We start from the raw sequence: 16,150 nt of genomic DNA on the forward strand, positions 1-16,150 counted from the left end.
ATGGATATTCAAACTTGGACGTTTATTCTCGTCGGTATTACTTTCGCGGTATATATCGGCATCGCAATCTGGGCTCGTGCAGGGTCTACTAGTGAGTTCTACGTTGCTGGCGGTGGTGTACACCCAGTAGCAAACGGCATGGCGACCGCCGCTGACTGGATGTCGGCAGCATCATTCATCTCAATGGCAGGTATCATCTCATTCGTTGGTTACGACGGTGCGGTTTACCTAATGGGTTGGACAGGTGGTTATGTACTACTTGCGCTATGTTTAGCACCTTACCTACGTAAGTTCGGTCAGTTTACGGTTCCTGATTTCATCGGTGAGCGTTACTACTCGAAAACGGCACGTATGGTAGCGGTATTCTGTGCAATCTTCGTATCGTTTACGTACGTTGCAGGCCAGATGCGTGGTGTGGGCGTTGTATTCTCTCGTTTCCTAGAAGTTGATATTAACCTAGGCATCATCATTGGTATGGGTATTGTGTTCTTCTACGCAGTACTAGGTGGCATGAAAGGCATCACTTATACGCAGGTAGCTCAATTCTGTGTCCTCATTTTCGCCTTCCTTGTTCCAGCAATCTTTACCTCAATCATGATGACAGGTAACCCACTTCCACAAGTTGGTATGGGCTCTACGCTATCAGGCACAGATGTTTACCTTCTTGATAAACTGGATGGACTGACCGAAGAACTCGGATTTACCGCCTATACCGAAGGTAACAAGAGCATGGTAGATGTATTCTTCATCTGTGCGGCTCTAATGGTCGGTACTGCGGGTCTTCCACACGTAATCATTCGTTTCTTCACGGTACCAAAAGTACGTGATGCTCGTATCTCAGCGGGTTGGGCACTACTGTTCATCTCATTGCTATACACAACAGCACCAGGCGTTGCAGCATTCGCTCGTGTAAACATGATCGAAACAATCAACGGCCCTGACATGCAAGGTGTCGCTGCAGCGGACGCACCAAGCTGGTACAAAAACTGGGAAAGCACTGGCCTAGTAGGTTGGGAAGATAAGAACGGCGATGGCAAAATGTTCTACTCGGGCGATGAGCGCAACGAGATGAAGATTAACCGTGACATCATCGTACTGGCTTCTCCAGAGCTAGCGAAACTACCAAACTGGGTTGTAGCACTGCTTGCAGCCGGTGGCCTAGCAGCCGCACTATCAACAGCCGCGGGTCTACTATTGGTCATCTCAACGTCGATTTCACATGACTTGTTGAAGAAAGGCTTCAGACCAAACATGACCGACAAGCAGGAGCTGTTAGCCGCTCGTCTGGCAGCCATGGTCGCGATTGTCGGTGCCGGTTACTTAGGTATTAACCCACCAGGCTTTGTAGCACAGGTAGTAGCGTTTGCCTTCGGCTTAGCCGCAGCATCCTTCTTCCCAGCGATTATCCTAGGTATCTTCTACAAGAAGATGAACAAGGAAGGCGCAATTGCAGGTATGTTGTCAGGTATTGCCTTCACAGCAAGCTACATCATCTACTTCAAGTTCATTAACCCAGCAGCAAGCACACCTGAAAACTGGTGGTTTGGTATCAGCCCAGAAGGCATCGGTACGCTAGGTATGTGTCTAAACTTCGTAGTATCGATTGCTGTAAACAAAGTAACTGCTGAAGTACCACAAGATGTACAAGATATGGTTGAGAACATCCGTTACCCGAAAGGTGCAGGTGAAGCTCACGACCACTAAGCACGACCACTAAACAAAGATGTTTAGCAAAAAATGAATCAGTACTTACATTGTAGGGATTAGGTACTGACTCCAGAAAGCCGATACTTCGTGTATCGGCTTTTTCTTTTTCTGCTCACTTTATAAAAAGATAAACAAAGGGTTGTTTTTAAAACTTTACTTGATAATAATTATCATTAACATCCAATAAAGAGATGCAGATGATGATGAAAGAGCAGCAGGTTCTCTATTCGAGATTTTACAAAGCACAGGATCGCTTTGCTTCATTAGAACAAGTTCAAGGCCATGAGCCGTTTGTAATTCGAGAGTATATCGAGTGTGCACTGACGCTTTCGGCTTACTATGAAAAGCATGCCGCTCAAGAAAACATCTTGTTGTGCGAGCTGTATCTACGCCAAGTTTTCTTTCATTTGATTGAAGCGATTGAGTCTCCTCAGCGCAGTTTCGCCTTTCGTCATATCTGCCTAGACTCTATTCACTCACCACTATTTTATTTGAAGCGCCACTACTGCCAGCAACCTCAAGGCCAAGCGCGTTTTTTGAATCTCAGCCAAACACTACAACAAGTCCAAGCCCCACTTGGCTAACAAGGATAGAACATGACCCTACAATTTCGGATTGAAAAAGACAGCATGGGCGAAGTGAAAGTCCCTGCCGATGCGCTATACCAAGCACAAACTCAGCGTGCAGCGGATAACTTCGCGTTTAGCTCTCACAAGATGCCGACCAGTTTTATTCAAGCACTGGCGTTAATTAAACAGGCAGCGGCAGATACCAATGCTCAGTTAGGTCTACTGGAAGGTGATATTGCCAACGCGATAGCCAAAGCCAGCCAAGAGATCATTGAGGGTAAACACCTCGATCAATTCCCTATCGATGTCTACCAAACCGGTTCAGGTACCAGTTCCAACATGAATGCCAATGAAGTGATTGCTACGCTTGCCTCAAGAAGCTTGCAAGGCGACGTGAACCCCAATGATCACGTCAACATGGGCCAAAGCAGTAACGATGTGGTGCCAACCGCAATTCAAGTGAGCGTTGCTTTGATGGCTGAAAATAAGCTATTACCTGCATTAACTCACCTTTCTGAAGCACTCACCATCAAACAACAGGAACTTGCGGAGGTCGTGAAGACAGGTCGCACTCATCTAATGGATGCGATGCCAATGACCTTTGCTCAAGAGCTAGGTGGTTGGAAATTTCAGATAGAACACGCTAAGCAAGCAATAGAGAACACCCTGCCCGCTATCAAGGCTTTAGCACAAGGTGGTACTGCGGTTGGAACAGGGATCAATGCTGACCCACGCTTTGCCGATAAGTTTGCGAGTAACCTGTCTCAATCGACAAAGATCAGTTTTAGCTCGAGTGAAAACTTCTTTTTTAGCCTCAGCAGTCAAGACGCGATCGTTGCGCTGTCAGGTCAGCTCAAAACGGCAGCAGTTGCGATCATGAAGATCTCAAACGATCTTCGCTGGATGAACTCTGGGCCGTTGGCTGGCTTAGGGGAAATTGAATTACAGGCTCTACAACCAGGCTCATCGATCATGCCTGGCAAGGTAAATCCTGTGATTCCAGAAGCTGCAGCTATGGCGGCGGCGCAAGTCATTGGCAACGACACCACCATTACCGTAGCCGGACAATCAGGTAACTTCCAACTTAATGTGATGCTGCCAGTGATTGCTCATAACGTGTTGGAAAGTATTGAGTTATTGGCTAATAGCTCTGTCGCATTGGCAGATAAAGCCATCGCGACCTTCACGGTACGCCAAGACAATCTCGATTTGGCACTGTCAAAGAACCCAATCCTAGTGACCGCACTTAACCCTGTGATTGGCTACTTGAAGGCGGCTGATATTGCCAAGAAAGCTTACAAAGAAGGCTTACCAATTCTGGATGTCGCAGAAAGAGAAACCGATCTTAGCCGAGAAGAGCTCAGTAAACTGCTTGATCCAACCACACTGACACAAGGTGGCATTGCTGGTTAGTTATTGAATTAACAAGCGAATCGGCGTTCGCAAAAAAAACAGAGACAAAAAAGGCCTCATCTGAGGCCTTTTCACTATCCGCTCACGAACGTACTAATCCGAGCCTGTTAACCCAAACTAGCTCACTCGATTCAAGACCGCTCTTAACTTAAGTGGCTTCACTGGCTTGGCAATAAAGCGAAAGCTGTTGGCCTTTATCGCTGCCAACATGTCATCGGTTCTATCGGCACTGATGATGACACCTTCAAAAGAATCTCCAAGGCGCAAGCGACACTGCTGCAGGACTTCGAGACCCGTTCTGCCATTATCTAAACGGTAATCAGAGAAAATCACATCAGGTAGCCAACCCTCATCTAGGCACTGCAAGCTTTCGACCAAATCAACCGCCGTCTTAACCTCACAGCCCCAACGTCCGATCAGGTTTTCCATACCGACTAAGATTTCTCGTTCATTATCGACACACAATATCTTGAGATGTTCGATGTCGCTGGTCGCCATTGGCGTCGAAGCTTGCACAACTGGAGCCACTTTTTCCGCTCTAGCTAAGGTGATGGAAAAGACACTGCCTTGCCCCGGCCATGAGCGCATCGAAATTTGATGGCCAAGCACATGAGCAATACCTTTCGAGATAGCCAGCCCTAACCCCAATCCTTGATCGGCTCGTACTTGGCTGCCACGAGTAAACTCTTCAAAGATTTCTTGTTGCTTGTCTTCATCGATACCGGTTCCATTATCCCACACATCAATTCGAACCTGTCCATTCACTCTTCTCGCACCCAGTACCACTTTCCCTTCCGGGTTATAGCGGAACGCATTGGTCAAAAAGTTCTGAATCACACGCCTCAACAGCTTAGGGTCTGAATGAATGAACAATGACGACGGAATCATCTTAAACTCAATTTTCTGTTGTCTCGCTAGAGCGCTAAATTCCGCGTTCAAATTGGTTAATACGTCATGCACGGCAATCGCGTGAATGTTGGTTTCTAACTTTCCGGACTCCAATCGAGAGATATCTAGCAAGTCACCAATCAAATCTTCTGCGGCGCCAAGTGCACTCTCGATGTGAGATGACAATTGCTTCACCTCTTGCTCTTTTGCCACCTCAGACAGTGACGAAGCAAATAGACGTGCGGCATTGAGCGGCTGCATCAAATCGTGGCTTACCGCGGCTAGAAAACGACTCTTAGATTGTGATTCTTGATCCGAAATCTGCGTGGCTTTTACCAAGCGATGGTTCAGTTTTTCGAGTTCTTGAGTTCGCTCATGCACTCTCGATTCCAAACTTTCGTTGGCATCTTTTAGCGCTTGCTCTGCTTGTCGGAATACCGTGATGTCGGTAAAGCTCATCACAAAACCACCACTTGGCATCGGGTTACCTTGCACCTCAATCACTCGACCATCAGGACGAATACGAGAAGAGGTGTGTCGTGTTCCTTGCTCAAGGTGATAAACACGACGGCGAACGTGATCTTCTGGGTCACCCGGGCCACACAAACCTTGTTCAGCATTATGACGAATCACATCTGAAATGGGTCGCCCAACCTGAATCAAGCCAGCAGGGAACTCAAACAACTCTAGGTAACGCTGATTCCATGCCACCAGCCTCATTTGTTTGTCGATTACTGCGATGCCTTGGCCAATATGTTCAATCGCTCCTTGCAGTAAACCACGGCTGAAGTCGTACAGTTCCGAAGCTTCATCCACGATGGTCGCGACTTCTTCAAGCTGCATGTTTCTTCCCTGTAAAGCGGAAGTAAGTACTAACTTAGCAGACGAAGCACCGAATACTCCGGCGAGCACGCGCTCTGCGTGTCGAATCAGACTTGCAGGCGCTTGTTGATTAGGAAGCAGCGGCTGACCGTGTTGTTGCCAATAGCTGTGTAAGGCACTTTTGGCACGCTTACGGCCTACAAAACGCGACGCCAGCATCTCTAATTCAGCGACCGTCACTCGGTTCTGGTAAAGGCTGATATTCTCGTTTTCAGGCAGCGGCGTGCCAACAAATGCTGCTGATTGTAAGCGCTCACTTAGGCTTGGGCGAGTCGTCATCGAAACCACGGCATAGCACAAGGTATTAAGTACAATACTCAGCACAATGCCCCAGTTTGAACTGCTGATATTCCAGCTACTGAGCAGTTCTGGCGGCGTGATAATCCACAGTAAAAGGTTACTTTCACTGTCGCCAGCCAACATGCTGGTTTGGCTCATCAAGGTAATCAGCCAAATCAACGAGCCCACCATTAAGCCGACATACACGCCCTTGCGGTTACCCGGGCGCCAGTACAAACCACCAATAAGTGCTGGCGCGAATTGAGCAATCGCAGCAAAGGAAAGAAAGCCAATCGCTGACAGTGAATGGATGGTATCGAGCGCCTGATAAAACAGCCAAGCACCCAGTAACAGCAGTAAAATTAGCCCGCGGCGAATCACCAATAGCAGGCCAGAAAAGTGTCGATGGGTTCTTTGAGTTAGGCGCATACGGCGCAGTAACAATGGCATCACTAAATCATTCGACACCATGATCGCCAAGGCGATGGTCGACACTATCACCATGCCACTTGCCGCAGACGTACCACCAAGGAAAGCCAGCAAGGCAATGTGATTAGCGCCTTCTGACATTGGCACACTGATCACATAGGTATCCGCTGGCATACCAGTAAGTAGTCCTTGTCCTGCCCAAGCAATTGGCAGCACGAACAGTCCCATCAAAATCAGGTAAAGCGGAAACAACCAACGAGCGGTATGCAGGTCTTGAGGACGTTCGTTCTCTACCACCATGGTATGGAACTGGCGTGGCAGACAGACAATCGCCAACATGGTCAAAACGGTATGAATAATTAAGGTCGGAATATTGGGTGATTCGTAGGTGGAAGCCGCCACATCAAGCAAGTCGATCTTGTCGCTGCTCATCGCCAGATACATGATGAATAGGCCAACGATCAGGAATGCCGCGAGCTTAACGATGGATTCAAACGCCACCGCCATCATCATGCCACGGTGATGCTCTGTGTTATCAATGTGTCTTGTACCAAACAGCATGGTGAAAATAGCCAAAGCACCGACCACAAACCAAGACACATGATAGTCCTGATAACCGAAGTCAGCCGCTAGGTTGGGCGCAACAATATCCAACCCCATGGTAATACCACGCAGTTGCAGAGCGATATAAGGAAGGATACCGACCACGGCGATAACCGTCACCGCCACAGCTAAGCCCTGAGATTTCCCGTAACGAGCCGCGATAAAGTCGGCAATGGAGGTGATGTGCTCCCGCTTCGCAATCAGGATCAGCCGCGCCAAGATCCGCCAGCCTAGTGTAAAGACCAGAATCGGGGCGAGATAAATGGGTAAAAAAGACCAAGGGTTATTGCTCGCCTGCCCGACAGTTCCATAGAAGGTCCAAGAGGTACAATACACGGCAATCGAAAGGCTATAGATCCACGGGCGCCAACGCGATAGCCAACGAACCTGCCTGTCTCCATACCAAGCGATCAGAAATAACACGCCCAAGTAGGCTAAAGAGACTGGAATTACTATCCATCCTTGCATTGAAAACCCTTTTTTCATCCATAAAAAAACCTCTCCATAAGGGAGAGGTTTCATTTAACTAAGGATGGGTGATTAACTCAATCGCATCGCTTAAATTCTGTGCTTTAGACTCTAATTATCAGCATTTGCTGTGAGATTCTGACTGTTCCGAATCTGATTGATTAATCTCAACCACTGAACTTCTTTCATCCAACTTAATGAACAGAGCAAGTGCACCCATTGCAGCCATGCCCCAGAAGATATTTGCGCCCCAAAGCTCATAACCCCAACCACTTAAGGTGGTCATCAGTGCAATAAAGGCACCTAATGGAATCGCGTTATACAGGGCTTGTAGCGCAACCATCTTGTTTTGTTCTTCAGATTGGATGTATTGAATCGCGGCGATGTGTGCCATGGCAAATGTCACACCGTGCAGCAACTGCACCATCACCAGTGCAAAAATCGCCGTCGTTGATGCGGTAATACCCCAACGCGCCATCACCCCAATAGCCGCGACGACAAACAAAGTACGCAGTGACCAGCCTGAGAATAATCGCTTACTCAGAGCAAATACGGCCACTTCAGCAACAACACCTAAACTCCACAAATAACCGATGATAGCTTCTGAGTGACCCGCTTCTTTCCAATAAATCGCACTAAAACTGTAGTAAGCCGCATGACTACCTTGCAGCAGCGCCATCAAGGCTAAAAACTTTACCACTGACGACTCACGCAGCAGTTCACCTAGTTTTGGTCGCGCCGCTTGTTGCTCAGATTGCGTTACTGGCATCACATTGGGGTTTCTCATCGCAAGAATCAATGACAGCAACACACCGGCAAGCGCAGTATACAAAATCATGTCAGTGCCGAATTGTGCCACCAAATAGCCAACAACCGTTGAACCTGCGATAAAGGCAATTGATCCCCAAAGACGAGTTCGGCCGTAGTCGAGCATTTTCAAACGACTGTAATGGTTAGCCATCGCATCAGAAAGAGGAATGATCGGCCCACAACAGAGGTTAAACAGTACCGTTGCCAACAACATCAGTATAAAACTGCCACCGGTGAAGAAGTGGAAACCGACAAACAGCAGCGCAGCGAAACTCAAACAGCGTAGCGCTGGCATCAAGTGTTCCACTTTATGGATACGCGGCGTAATCACTAAGTTGGCCACACAACGAGTTGCAAAGCCGATACCAATCAATACGCCAATATCACCAGCAGACACGCCTTGGTCTTCAAACCACAACGCCCAAAATGGCAAATACACGCCATACGCAAAAAAGAAACCAAGAAAATACTGAGAGATCCAGCCATAGGGTGAAGGGCTAAACATAAATGACCTATAAAGTGTGCGGAAAAAGGCAGCACCAATTATGCCTATCTCGCATACGATGAAAAAGGGAATTATTACTGGGATAGTATTCCCATATTCAATGGGTCTGGATATCGCATTTCAACAAGAGATTTCACGCTCATCAATACTCATACTCGCATTTAGACTAAAGTCGTCTGGAGCTTCGCTGGTATTTTGTCAGACTGATTAAAGACTCCCATTTCTTCTTGTGATGCTTATGCCTGACAAATTTAATATGCAGCACCCGCCCTTCGATAGCCTGTCCGACGCCGAACAGTTGAAGCTTCGCTCTTCATTAGACGTGGTGTATTACCGCTCTCAAGAAGTGATACTGGAAGCTGAAAGGCCGAGCCGACACCTGCATATTTTGATCAAAGGAGCTGTTGAAGAGCGCGCGAGCAGTGATGGTGAGATTTACGCACACTATGCCAATGACGATATTTTTGATGTCCGCAGCCAGTTTGAACCCCACACCAAACACCGATATATCGCACTCGAAGATACATTAAGTTATCTGCTGCCCACCGATATTTTTCTTGAGCTTTACCACGCCAATGGCCAATTCGCTGCCTACTTTGATAGCAACCTATCAACACGAAAAGCTTTGATAGAAGCCGCCCAGCAGCAACAGAATCTTGCCGAGTTTATATTAACCAAAGTGGATGACTCTATCTATCACCCACCACTGATACTTGAACCAAACCAACCGATCAACCAAGTCACTCAAACCCTTAAAGAACAAGGGTTAGACTCGGCCCTAGTCCATTTGGAACATAATGATCCAAAAGCTTTTGGATCATCATGTTCCTTGCCGTATGGAATCGTCACTCGAACCAATTTATTGCATGCTGTGATGCTCGATAATTTCACACTGGATGCGCCTGTCGGTGAGATCGCAACGTTTCCGGTGATGCACGTGAACCAAGGCGATTTCTTATTTAACGCCATGATTACCATGACCAGAAATCGAGTAAAAAGGTTGATGGTTTGTGATGGTAAAAATGCGGTCGGCATGGTGGATATGACACAGATTCTCAGTGCATTCTCCACACACTCCCACGTTCTTACTTTGCGTATTGCGCGCGCCACCAGCGTTGAAGAATTGGCAATGGCATCCAACAAACAACGTCAACTGGTCGAGAGCTTGCTCAGTAATGGGATTCGCACACGCTTTATCATGGAGCTGATTTCTGCGGTCAACGAACAGATCATAGAGAAGGCTTTTGAGTTGGTGATCCCACCTGCACTGCATAATCATTGCTGCCTAATCGTGTTGGGTTCTGAGGGGCGTGGAGAGCAAATTCTCAAAACCGATCAAGACAACGCTCTGATTATTCAAGATGGTTTGGAATGGCATCAATGCCAAAGTGCCATGAACGACCTCACCCATACCCTTCAACAATTGGGTTACCCACTGTGCCCGGGCAACGTAATGGTCAACAATCCGAAATGGGTGCATTCAGAACAAGAGTGGAAACAAACCCTCACCCATTGGGTAAAAAAAGCCACGCCAGACACCGTGATGGATATCGCGATCATGGCAGATGCACACGCAGTAGCGGGGAATAGAGAGTTATTAAAACCTGTAAAGCAGCACCTCAGTGATTTAATGCTCGGACAAGAATTGATTCTGACGGAGTTCTGCCGCCCGGCGCTGAACTTCTCAGTTCCCCTGACCCTGTTTGGTAATGTGAAGCAATCTAAGTCCGGACTCGATATCAAACAAGGCGGTATTTTCCCTATCGTGCATGGTGTGAGAGCGCTTTGCCTAGAACATGGTGTCACGGTCAACAACACCTTCGAACGCATTGAGCAGCTGGTCAGCAAGAAAGTATTAGAGCAAAGTACTGCCGATAATCTCAGTGAAGCACTCAAGCAATTCTTTAAGTGGCGCTTAGCCCAAAGGCTTTCTCAGCAGCACAGCAGCAACAAGATTAACGTCAAACTGATGGAACGAGCAGACAGGGATCTGCTTCGTCATAGCCTGCACGTGGTGAAGAAATTCAAGCAATGGCTCGGCTACCACTATCAGATACGGGATTAGGCATTGAACGATGAATAGGTTGGTTCGCTATTACTGGCATCACAAGCTCAAAGGCTCCCTCTATCAGCCTCTGTTTACTGCGCCTATTGATCATGAATATGTATCGCTCGATTGTGAAACCACCAGCCTAGATCCCAATCAGGCAGAATTAGTTACCATTGCCGCGACCAAGATCATCGGTAACCGAATCATTACCAGCCAACCTTTTGAAGTCCGGTTGCGCGCCCCCCAATCGCTCGATTGCAATTCAATAAAAATCCACCGTATCCGTCATCAAGATCTAAAGCACGGCATCGAAGAAAAACAGGCTTTAATCGAGCTACTGAACTTCATTGGAAATCGTCCTTTAGTCGGCTATCACATCCGCTATGATAAAAAAATTCTCGACCGCGCCTGTTTAAAACAGCTTGGATTTCCACTGCCTAACCGATTAGTCGAAGTGAGCCAACTCTATCAAGACAAACTCGAAAGACAGCTGCCCAATGCCTATTTTGATCTCAGTATGGACGCCATCTGTCGCCAACTCGATTTACCTATCCCGGTCAATAAACATGATGCATTACAAGACGCTATCTCCGCTGCGCTGATCTTTGTGCGCCTGAAACATGGTGACCTTCCCCGTTTCAACTCTTCTTATTCTTAATTCAACCACTGTCGCTTCACATAGAGAGCAACATCTCAAAATTGAACTTAACTCGCTATTTTGTAAGTGAAAAGCAGCGTCTCATCCTAAAGTCTAATTGTGGAAATCGCCGTCCTAGCCGAGAGTGATAACACAAAGACGGTTCTGTAATAGACCTAGAAACTGAACACAAAGGAAGTTGCCAGTTCATTAGGAATGTAGGCACAAGGAGAGATGCAATGAGTGAAGCCCACGTTTATCCGGTAAAAGAAAATATTAAATCAACCACACACGCGGATAATGACACTTACCTAGCCATGTACCAGCAATCTGTTTCTGACCCTGAAGGCTTTTGGGGTGAACACGGAAAAATCGTTGATTGGATCAAACCTTTCACACAAGTAAAAAACACCTCTTTCGACCCTGGCCACATTGATATTCGCTGGTTTGAAGATGGCACGCTTAACGTTTCGGCTAACTGTATCGACCGCCACCTTGCTGAGCGCGGTGATGAAGTCGCTATCATCTGGGAAGGCGATGACCCGGCAGATGATAAAACTCTAACTTTTAATGAACTGCATAAAGAAGTGTGCCTGTTTTCGAATGCTCTAAAAGAGCAAGGCGTGCGCAAAGGTGATGTGGTTTGTTTATACATGCCAATGGTGCCAGAAGCGGCAGTAGCCATGCTGGCGTGTACCCGTATCGGTGCGGTTCACACAGTCGTATTTGGTGGTTTCTCACCAGAAGCACTGTCTGGTCGTATTATCGATTCAAATTCTAAAGTCGTTATCACTGCCGATGAAGGCGTGCGTGGCGGCCGTGCTGTTCCACTGAAAAAGAATGTCGATGAAGCACTGACGAACCCTGAAGTGAAAAACATCGAGAAGGTTGTTGTATTCAAACGCACTGGCGGTGATGTGGCATGGCACGAACATCGCGATGTGTGGTGGCACGATGCTATTGCTAATGTATCTGCAGATTGCCCACCAGAAGAGATGAACGCAGAAGATCCACTATTCATCCTTTATACGTCAGGCTCAACAGGTAAACCTAAAGGCGTTATGCACACCACAGGTGGCTACCTTGTTTATGCTGCGATGACCTTCAAATACGTATTCGATTACCAAGAAGGCGAGACTTTCTGGTGTACAGCCGATGTGGGTTGGATTACCGGTCACACATATCTTGTTTACGGACCGCTTGCTAATGGCGCAAAAACGATTCTGTTTGAAGGCGTGCCAAATTACCCGAACACCAGCCGCATGAGCGAAGTGGTCGATAAGCACCAAGTTAATATTCTTTATACGGCGCCAACGGCTATTCGTGCATTGATGGCGAAAGGCAATGAAGCCGTTGAAGGTACTTCTCGTGACAGCCTAAGAATCATGGGCTCAGTGGGTGAACCTATCAACCCAGAGGCGTGGGAGTGGTACTACAAAACAATCGGTAATGAGCAATCTCCAATTGTTGATACATGGTGGCAAACAGAAACGGGCGGTATCTTGATTGCACCGCTACCAGGCGCAACAGACCTGAAACCGGGCTCTGCAACTCGTCCATTCTTCGGTGTGCAACCGGCACTGGTTGATAACATGGGTAACATCATTGAGGGTGCAACAGACGGCAACCTAGTGATTCTTGACTCTTGGCCAGGCCAAATGCGTACCGTTCATGGCGATCATGACCGCTTCGAACAGACTTACTTCTCGACCTTTAAAGGCATGTACTTCACCAGTGACGGCGCTCGTCGTGATGAAGACGGTTACTACTGGATTACGGGGCGTGTCGATGATGTACTTAACGTATCAGGTCACCGTATGGGTACTGCTGAGATTGAATCGGCTCTAGTCGCGTTCGATAAGATTGCAGAAGCCGCGATTGTGGGCATCCCTCATGATATTAAAGGCCAAGCGATTTACGCTTACATCACGCTGAATGATGGTGAGTTCCCAACCGCAGAGCTTCATAAAGAAGTGAAAGACTGGGTACGTAAAGAGATTGGCCCAATTGCAACGCCAGATGTACTGCACTGGACCGACTCTCTACCAAAAACTCGTTCGGGTAAAATCATGCGTCGTATCCTGCGTAAAATCGCGACTGGCGATACAGGTAACCTAGGTGATACCTCGACACTGGCCGACCCAAGTGTGGTTGATAAGCTGATTGCCGAGAAAGCAGAACTGGCATAAGCAACCAGTCACAGCAGCTAATCACTGTTTAAAACAGCACTTTCTAAACCGTCACCTATGTGGCGGTTTTTTTATGGCTGATCTTGATCTCAAATATCCCGCCCCAAATTAAGGCTAAGACGCTTTTTTGTTAAGTTGGTAACAATTCCAAGCTGTATCAATAGGAGATTAGACCAGTAAATTGCTGCGATTTGCGCTGAATTAGCTATAATCTGGTTCTAATTTTTAAATTTGGGTTTTTCTCACTAGAAATTAACCGCAAATTTTCAATAAAATGGCAACATTCACGTTCGTAAACACGATAAAGGAAGATAGCCCCACGATGTCTACAAAGTTTCGCATTCTAGTTTTAAATGGCCCAAACCTTAACCTGTTAGGCCTTAGAGAGCCTGCACACTACGGTTCTCAAACACTTGACCAGATTATTAGCTCACTGACCGAGCAAGCGAAAGCACACGATGTTGAGCTATCTCACTTACAGTCAAATCGTGAGTACGAACTGATTGAAGCTATCCATAGTGCTTATCAAAATGTTGATTTTATTATTATCAACCCAGCAGCCTTTACACATACCAGTGTGGCACTGCGTGATGCACTACTTGGCGTTGCAATACCATTTATTGAGGTTCATCTATCGAATGTTCACGCGCGTGAACCATTCCGTCACCACTCTTACCTATCTGATAAAGCAGAAGGTGTGATTTGTGGCTTAGGTGCCCAAGGTTATCAATTTGCTTTGACCGCTGCGCTCAGCAAGCTCAACTCAAAGTAAACATAAACAACGAACTATTACTAACCTACTCAGTCATAGAGTAAGTTCAATTAACAGATAAAGAGAAAGAAACAATGGATATTCGCAAAATCAAAAAGCTAATCGAATTGGTTGAAGAGTCTGGTATTTCTGAGCTAGAAATCTCTGAAGGTGAAGAGTCAGTACGAATCAGTCGTAACAGCACTGCACCTGTAGCACCTGTTCAATATGCAGCTGCTCCAGCACCTGTAGCGGCAGCAGCTCCTGCGGCGGCACCTGTAGCAGCAGAAGCAGCAGCTCCTGCAGTTCCAGCTGGTCACCAAGTTCTTTCTCCAATGGTTGGTACTTTCTACGGCGCTCCAAGCCCAGACGCAAAACCATTCGTTAAAGTTGGTCAATCTGTAACTGCTGGCGAAACGCTATGTATCGTTGAAGCAATGAAAATGATGAACCAAATCGAAGCTGATAAATCTGGTGTTGTAACAGCTATCCTAGTTGAAGACGGTCAACCAGTAGAATTCGACCAAGCTCTAGTAATTATCGAATAATAGAGAGCACTCATTATGTTAGATAAATTAGTAATCGCGAACCGTGGTGAGATTGCACTACGTATTCTGCGTGCATGTAAAGAGCTTGGCATTAAAACGGTAGCGGTTCACTCAACTGCTGACCGTGATCTTAAGCACGTACTGCTTGCAGACGAAACCATTTGTATCGGTCCAGCTCGTGGTATCGATAGCTACCTAAACATCCCTCGTATCATCAGCGCAGCTGAAGTTACAGGTGCAGTAGCTGTTCACCCTGGCTACGGCTTCCTATCTGAAAATGCAGACTTTGCAGAACAGGTAGAGCGCAGTGGCTTTATCTTCGTTGGCCCTAAAGCTGAAACCATTCGCATGATGGGTGACAAAGTGTCAGCTATCACGTCAATGAAGAAAGCTGGCGTACCTTGTGTACCAGGTTCTGACGGCCCTCTTGACGACGACGAAGCAAAAAACAAAGCGCACGCTAAACGCATTGGCTTCCCAGTTATCATCAAGGCATCTGGCGGCGGCGGCGGTCGTGGTATGCGTGTTGTTCGTTCTGAAGCAGAATTAACAGAAGCTATCGCGATGACTCGTGCTGAAGCAAAAGCATGTTTCAACAACGACATGGTTTACATGGAGAAATTCCTAGAAAACCCACGTCACATTGAAGTACAAGTGCTTGCAGATGGCCAAGGTAATGCTATCCACCTAGGTGAGCGTGACTGTTCAATGCAACGTCGTCACCAGAAAGTTGTGGAAGAAGCGCCAGCTCCAGGTATCACTGAAGAGATGCGTAAGTACATTGGCGAACGTTGTACTCGTGCATGTATTGAGATCGGTTACCGCGGTGCAGGTACATTTGAATTCCTATACGAGAACGGTGAATTCTACTTCATCGAAATGAACACTCGTATCCAGGTTGAACACACGATTACTGAAATGGTAACGGGTATCGACCTAGTGAAAGAACAGCTACGTATTGCAGCTGGTCAGCCTCTATCATTCACTCAGGATGACATTAAGCTGCGTGGCCACTCAATCGAATGTCGTATCAATGCTGAAGATCCAGTTCGTTTCCTACCTTCACCAGGTAAGATTGAACGTTTCCACGCACCAGGCGGCATGGGCGTACGTTGGGAATCTCACATCTACACGGGTTACACAGTGCCACCACACTACGATTCAATGATTGGTAAGCTGATCACTTACGGTGAGAACCGTGATGTTGCTATCGCTCGTATGAAGAACGCATTGGGTGAAATGATTGTTGAAGGTATTAACGTTAATACTGAGCTTCAACTGTCTATTATGAACGACGAAAACTTCCAACACGGTGGTGCAAACATCCACTACCTTGAGAAGAAACTTGGTTTGTCATAATCCGTTCGTTTAAGAACAGTCAAAATGCTCACTTCGGTGAGCATTTTTGTTTTTGAACCGCCG

The 16,150-nt window shown here is 47.0% G+C and carries 11 protein-coding genes; 9 read left to right on the forward strand and 2 right to left on the reverse strand.

Annotated elements, in window-relative coordinates; translation table 11 throughout:
* From AB4133_RS16320 to AB4133_RS16330, 3 genes are all read left to right on the forward strand, one after another.
* Positions 1–1,704 carry a sodium:solute symporter family protein gene (locus AB4133_RS16320; protein WP_017062715.1) on the forward strand — a complete coding sequence of 568 codons (1,704 nt, stop codon included), beginning with the start codon at positions 1–3 and terminating at the stop codon, positions 1,702–1,704.
* A 200-nt stretch (positions 1,705–1,904) separates the two neighbouring features.
* Positions 1,905–2,291, forward strand: a complete 387-nt coding sequence (locus AB4133_RS16325; RefSeq protein ID WP_017062714.1) for a hypothetical protein — start codon at positions 1,905–1,907, stop codon at positions 2,289–2,291.
* Positions 2,292–2,303: 12 nt separating this feature from the next.
* Positions 2,304–3,689, forward strand: coding sequence for a class II fumarate hydratase (locus AB4133_RS16330; protein WP_372225043.1), 1,386 nt, complete (start codon positions 2,304–2,306; stop codon positions 3,687–3,689).
* 117 nt (positions 3,690–3,806) lie between these two features.
* On the opposite strand, the gene AB4133_RS16335 is transcribed toward AB4133_RS16330, so the two are convergent.
* Together AB4133_RS16335 and AB4133_RS16340 are read right to left on the reverse strand one after the other, a co-directional pair.
* A complete protein-coding gene (locus tag AB4133_RS16335; protein ID WP_136974344.1) occupies positions 3,807–7,238 on the reverse strand; it encodes a PAS domain-containing hybrid sensor histidine kinase/response regulator in 3,432 nt (1,143 codons plus the stop codon).
* Between the two features lie 118 nt (positions 7,239–7,356).
* Positions 7,357–8,553 (reverse strand): 3-phenylpropionate MFS transporter, encoded by a 1,197-nt coding sequence (locus tag AB4133_RS16340; RefSeq protein WP_017062710.1) that lies wholly within the window; start codon positions 8,551–8,553, stop codon positions 7,357–7,359.
* Between the two features lie 232 nt (positions 8,554–8,785).
* Here AB4133_RS16340 and AB4133_RS16345 point away from each other — a divergent pair, with 232 nt between their 5' ends.
* The 6 genes from AB4133_RS16345 (at position 8,786) to accC (ending at position 16,087) form a co-directional block, all read left to right on the forward strand.
* Positions 8,786–10,618: a DUF294 nucleotidyltransferase-like domain-containing protein gene (locus AB4133_RS16345; protein WP_017062709.1), complete on the forward strand. Its 1,833-nt coding sequence runs from the start codon at positions 8,786–8,788 to the stop codon at positions 10,616–10,618.
* Positions 10,619–10,628: 10 nt separating this feature from the next.
* Entirely contained in the window at positions 10,629–11,261 is a 633-nt protein-coding gene (locus tag AB4133_RS16350; protein ID WP_017062708.1) for a 3'-5' exonuclease, read from the forward strand.
* Between the two features lie 218 nt (positions 11,262–11,479).
* Positions 11,480–13,429, forward strand: coding sequence for an acetate--CoA ligase (gene acs / locus AB4133_RS16355; RefSeq protein WP_009844693.1), 1,950 nt, complete (start codon positions 11,480–11,482; stop codon positions 13,427–13,429).
* Positions 13,430–13,751: 322 nt separating this feature from the next.
* Entirely contained in the window at positions 13,752–14,201 is a 450-nt protein-coding gene (aroQ, locus tag AB4133_RS16360; protein WP_010435475.1) for a type II 3-dehydroquinate dehydratase, read from the forward strand.
* 74 nt (positions 14,202–14,275) lie between these two features.
* Positions 14,276–14,728: an acetyl-CoA carboxylase biotin carboxyl carrier protein gene (gene accB, locus AB4133_RS16365; RefSeq protein ID WP_017062707.1), complete on the forward strand. Its 453-nt coding sequence runs from the start codon at positions 14,276–14,278 to the stop codon at positions 14,726–14,728.
* A 15-nt stretch (positions 14,729–14,743) separates the two neighbouring features.
* Positions 14,744–16,087, forward strand: coding sequence for an acetyl-CoA carboxylase biotin carboxylase subunit (accC, locus tag AB4133_RS16370; protein ID WP_017062706.1), 1,344 nt, complete (start codon positions 14,744–14,746; stop codon positions 16,085–16,087).
* The last annotated feature ends 63 nt before the right edge of the window (positions 16,088–16,150 follow it).

Origin of the sequence: Vibrio sp. 10N.286.52.F8, assembly GCF_041468745.1 — a bacterium.
Lineage (GTDB): Bacteria > Pseudomonadota > Gammaproteobacteria > Enterobacterales > Vibrionaceae > Vibrio > Vibrio crassostreae_C.

Coding starts and splice junctions, on each gene's coding strand:
- AB4133_RS16320 (WP_017062715.1), top strand. CDS start 1: ATGGATATTCAAACTTGGACGTTTATTCTCGTCGGTATTACTTTCGCG.
- acs (WP_009844693.1), top strand. CDS start 11,480: ATGAGTGAAGCCCACGTTTATCCGGTAAAAGAAAATATTAAATCAACC.
- AB4133_RS16325 (WP_017062714.1), top strand. CDS start 1,905: ATGATGATGAAAGAGCAGCAGGTTCTCTATTCGAGATTTTACAAAGCA.
- accC (WP_017062706.1), top strand. CDS start 14,744: ATGTTAGATAAATTAGTAATCGCGAACCGTGGTGAGATTGCACTACGT.
- aroQ (WP_010435475.1), top strand. CDS start 13,752: ATGTCTACAAAGTTTCGCATTCTAGTTTTAAATGGCCCAAACCTTAAC.
- AB4133_RS16330 (WP_372225043.1), top strand. CDS start 2,304: ATGACCCTACAATTTCGGATTGAAAAAGACAGCATGGGCGAAGTGAAA.
- AB4133_RS16335 (WP_136974344.1), bottom strand. CDS start 7,238: ATGCAAGGATGGATAGTAATTCCAGTCTCTTTAGCCTACTTGGGCGTG.
- AB4133_RS16345 (WP_017062709.1), top strand. CDS start 8,786: ATGCTTATGCCTGACAAATTTAATATGCAGCACCCGCCCTTCGATAGC.
- accB (WP_017062707.1), top strand. CDS start 14,276: ATGGATATTCGCAAAATCAAAAAGCTAATCGAATTGGTTGAAGAGTCT.
- AB4133_RS16350 (WP_017062708.1), top strand. CDS start 10,629: ATGAATAGGTTGGTTCGCTATTACTGGCATCACAAGCTCAAAGGCTCC.
- AB4133_RS16340 (WP_017062710.1), bottom strand. CDS start 8,553: ATGTTTAGCCCTTCACCCTATGGCTGGATCTCTCAGTATTTTCTTGGT.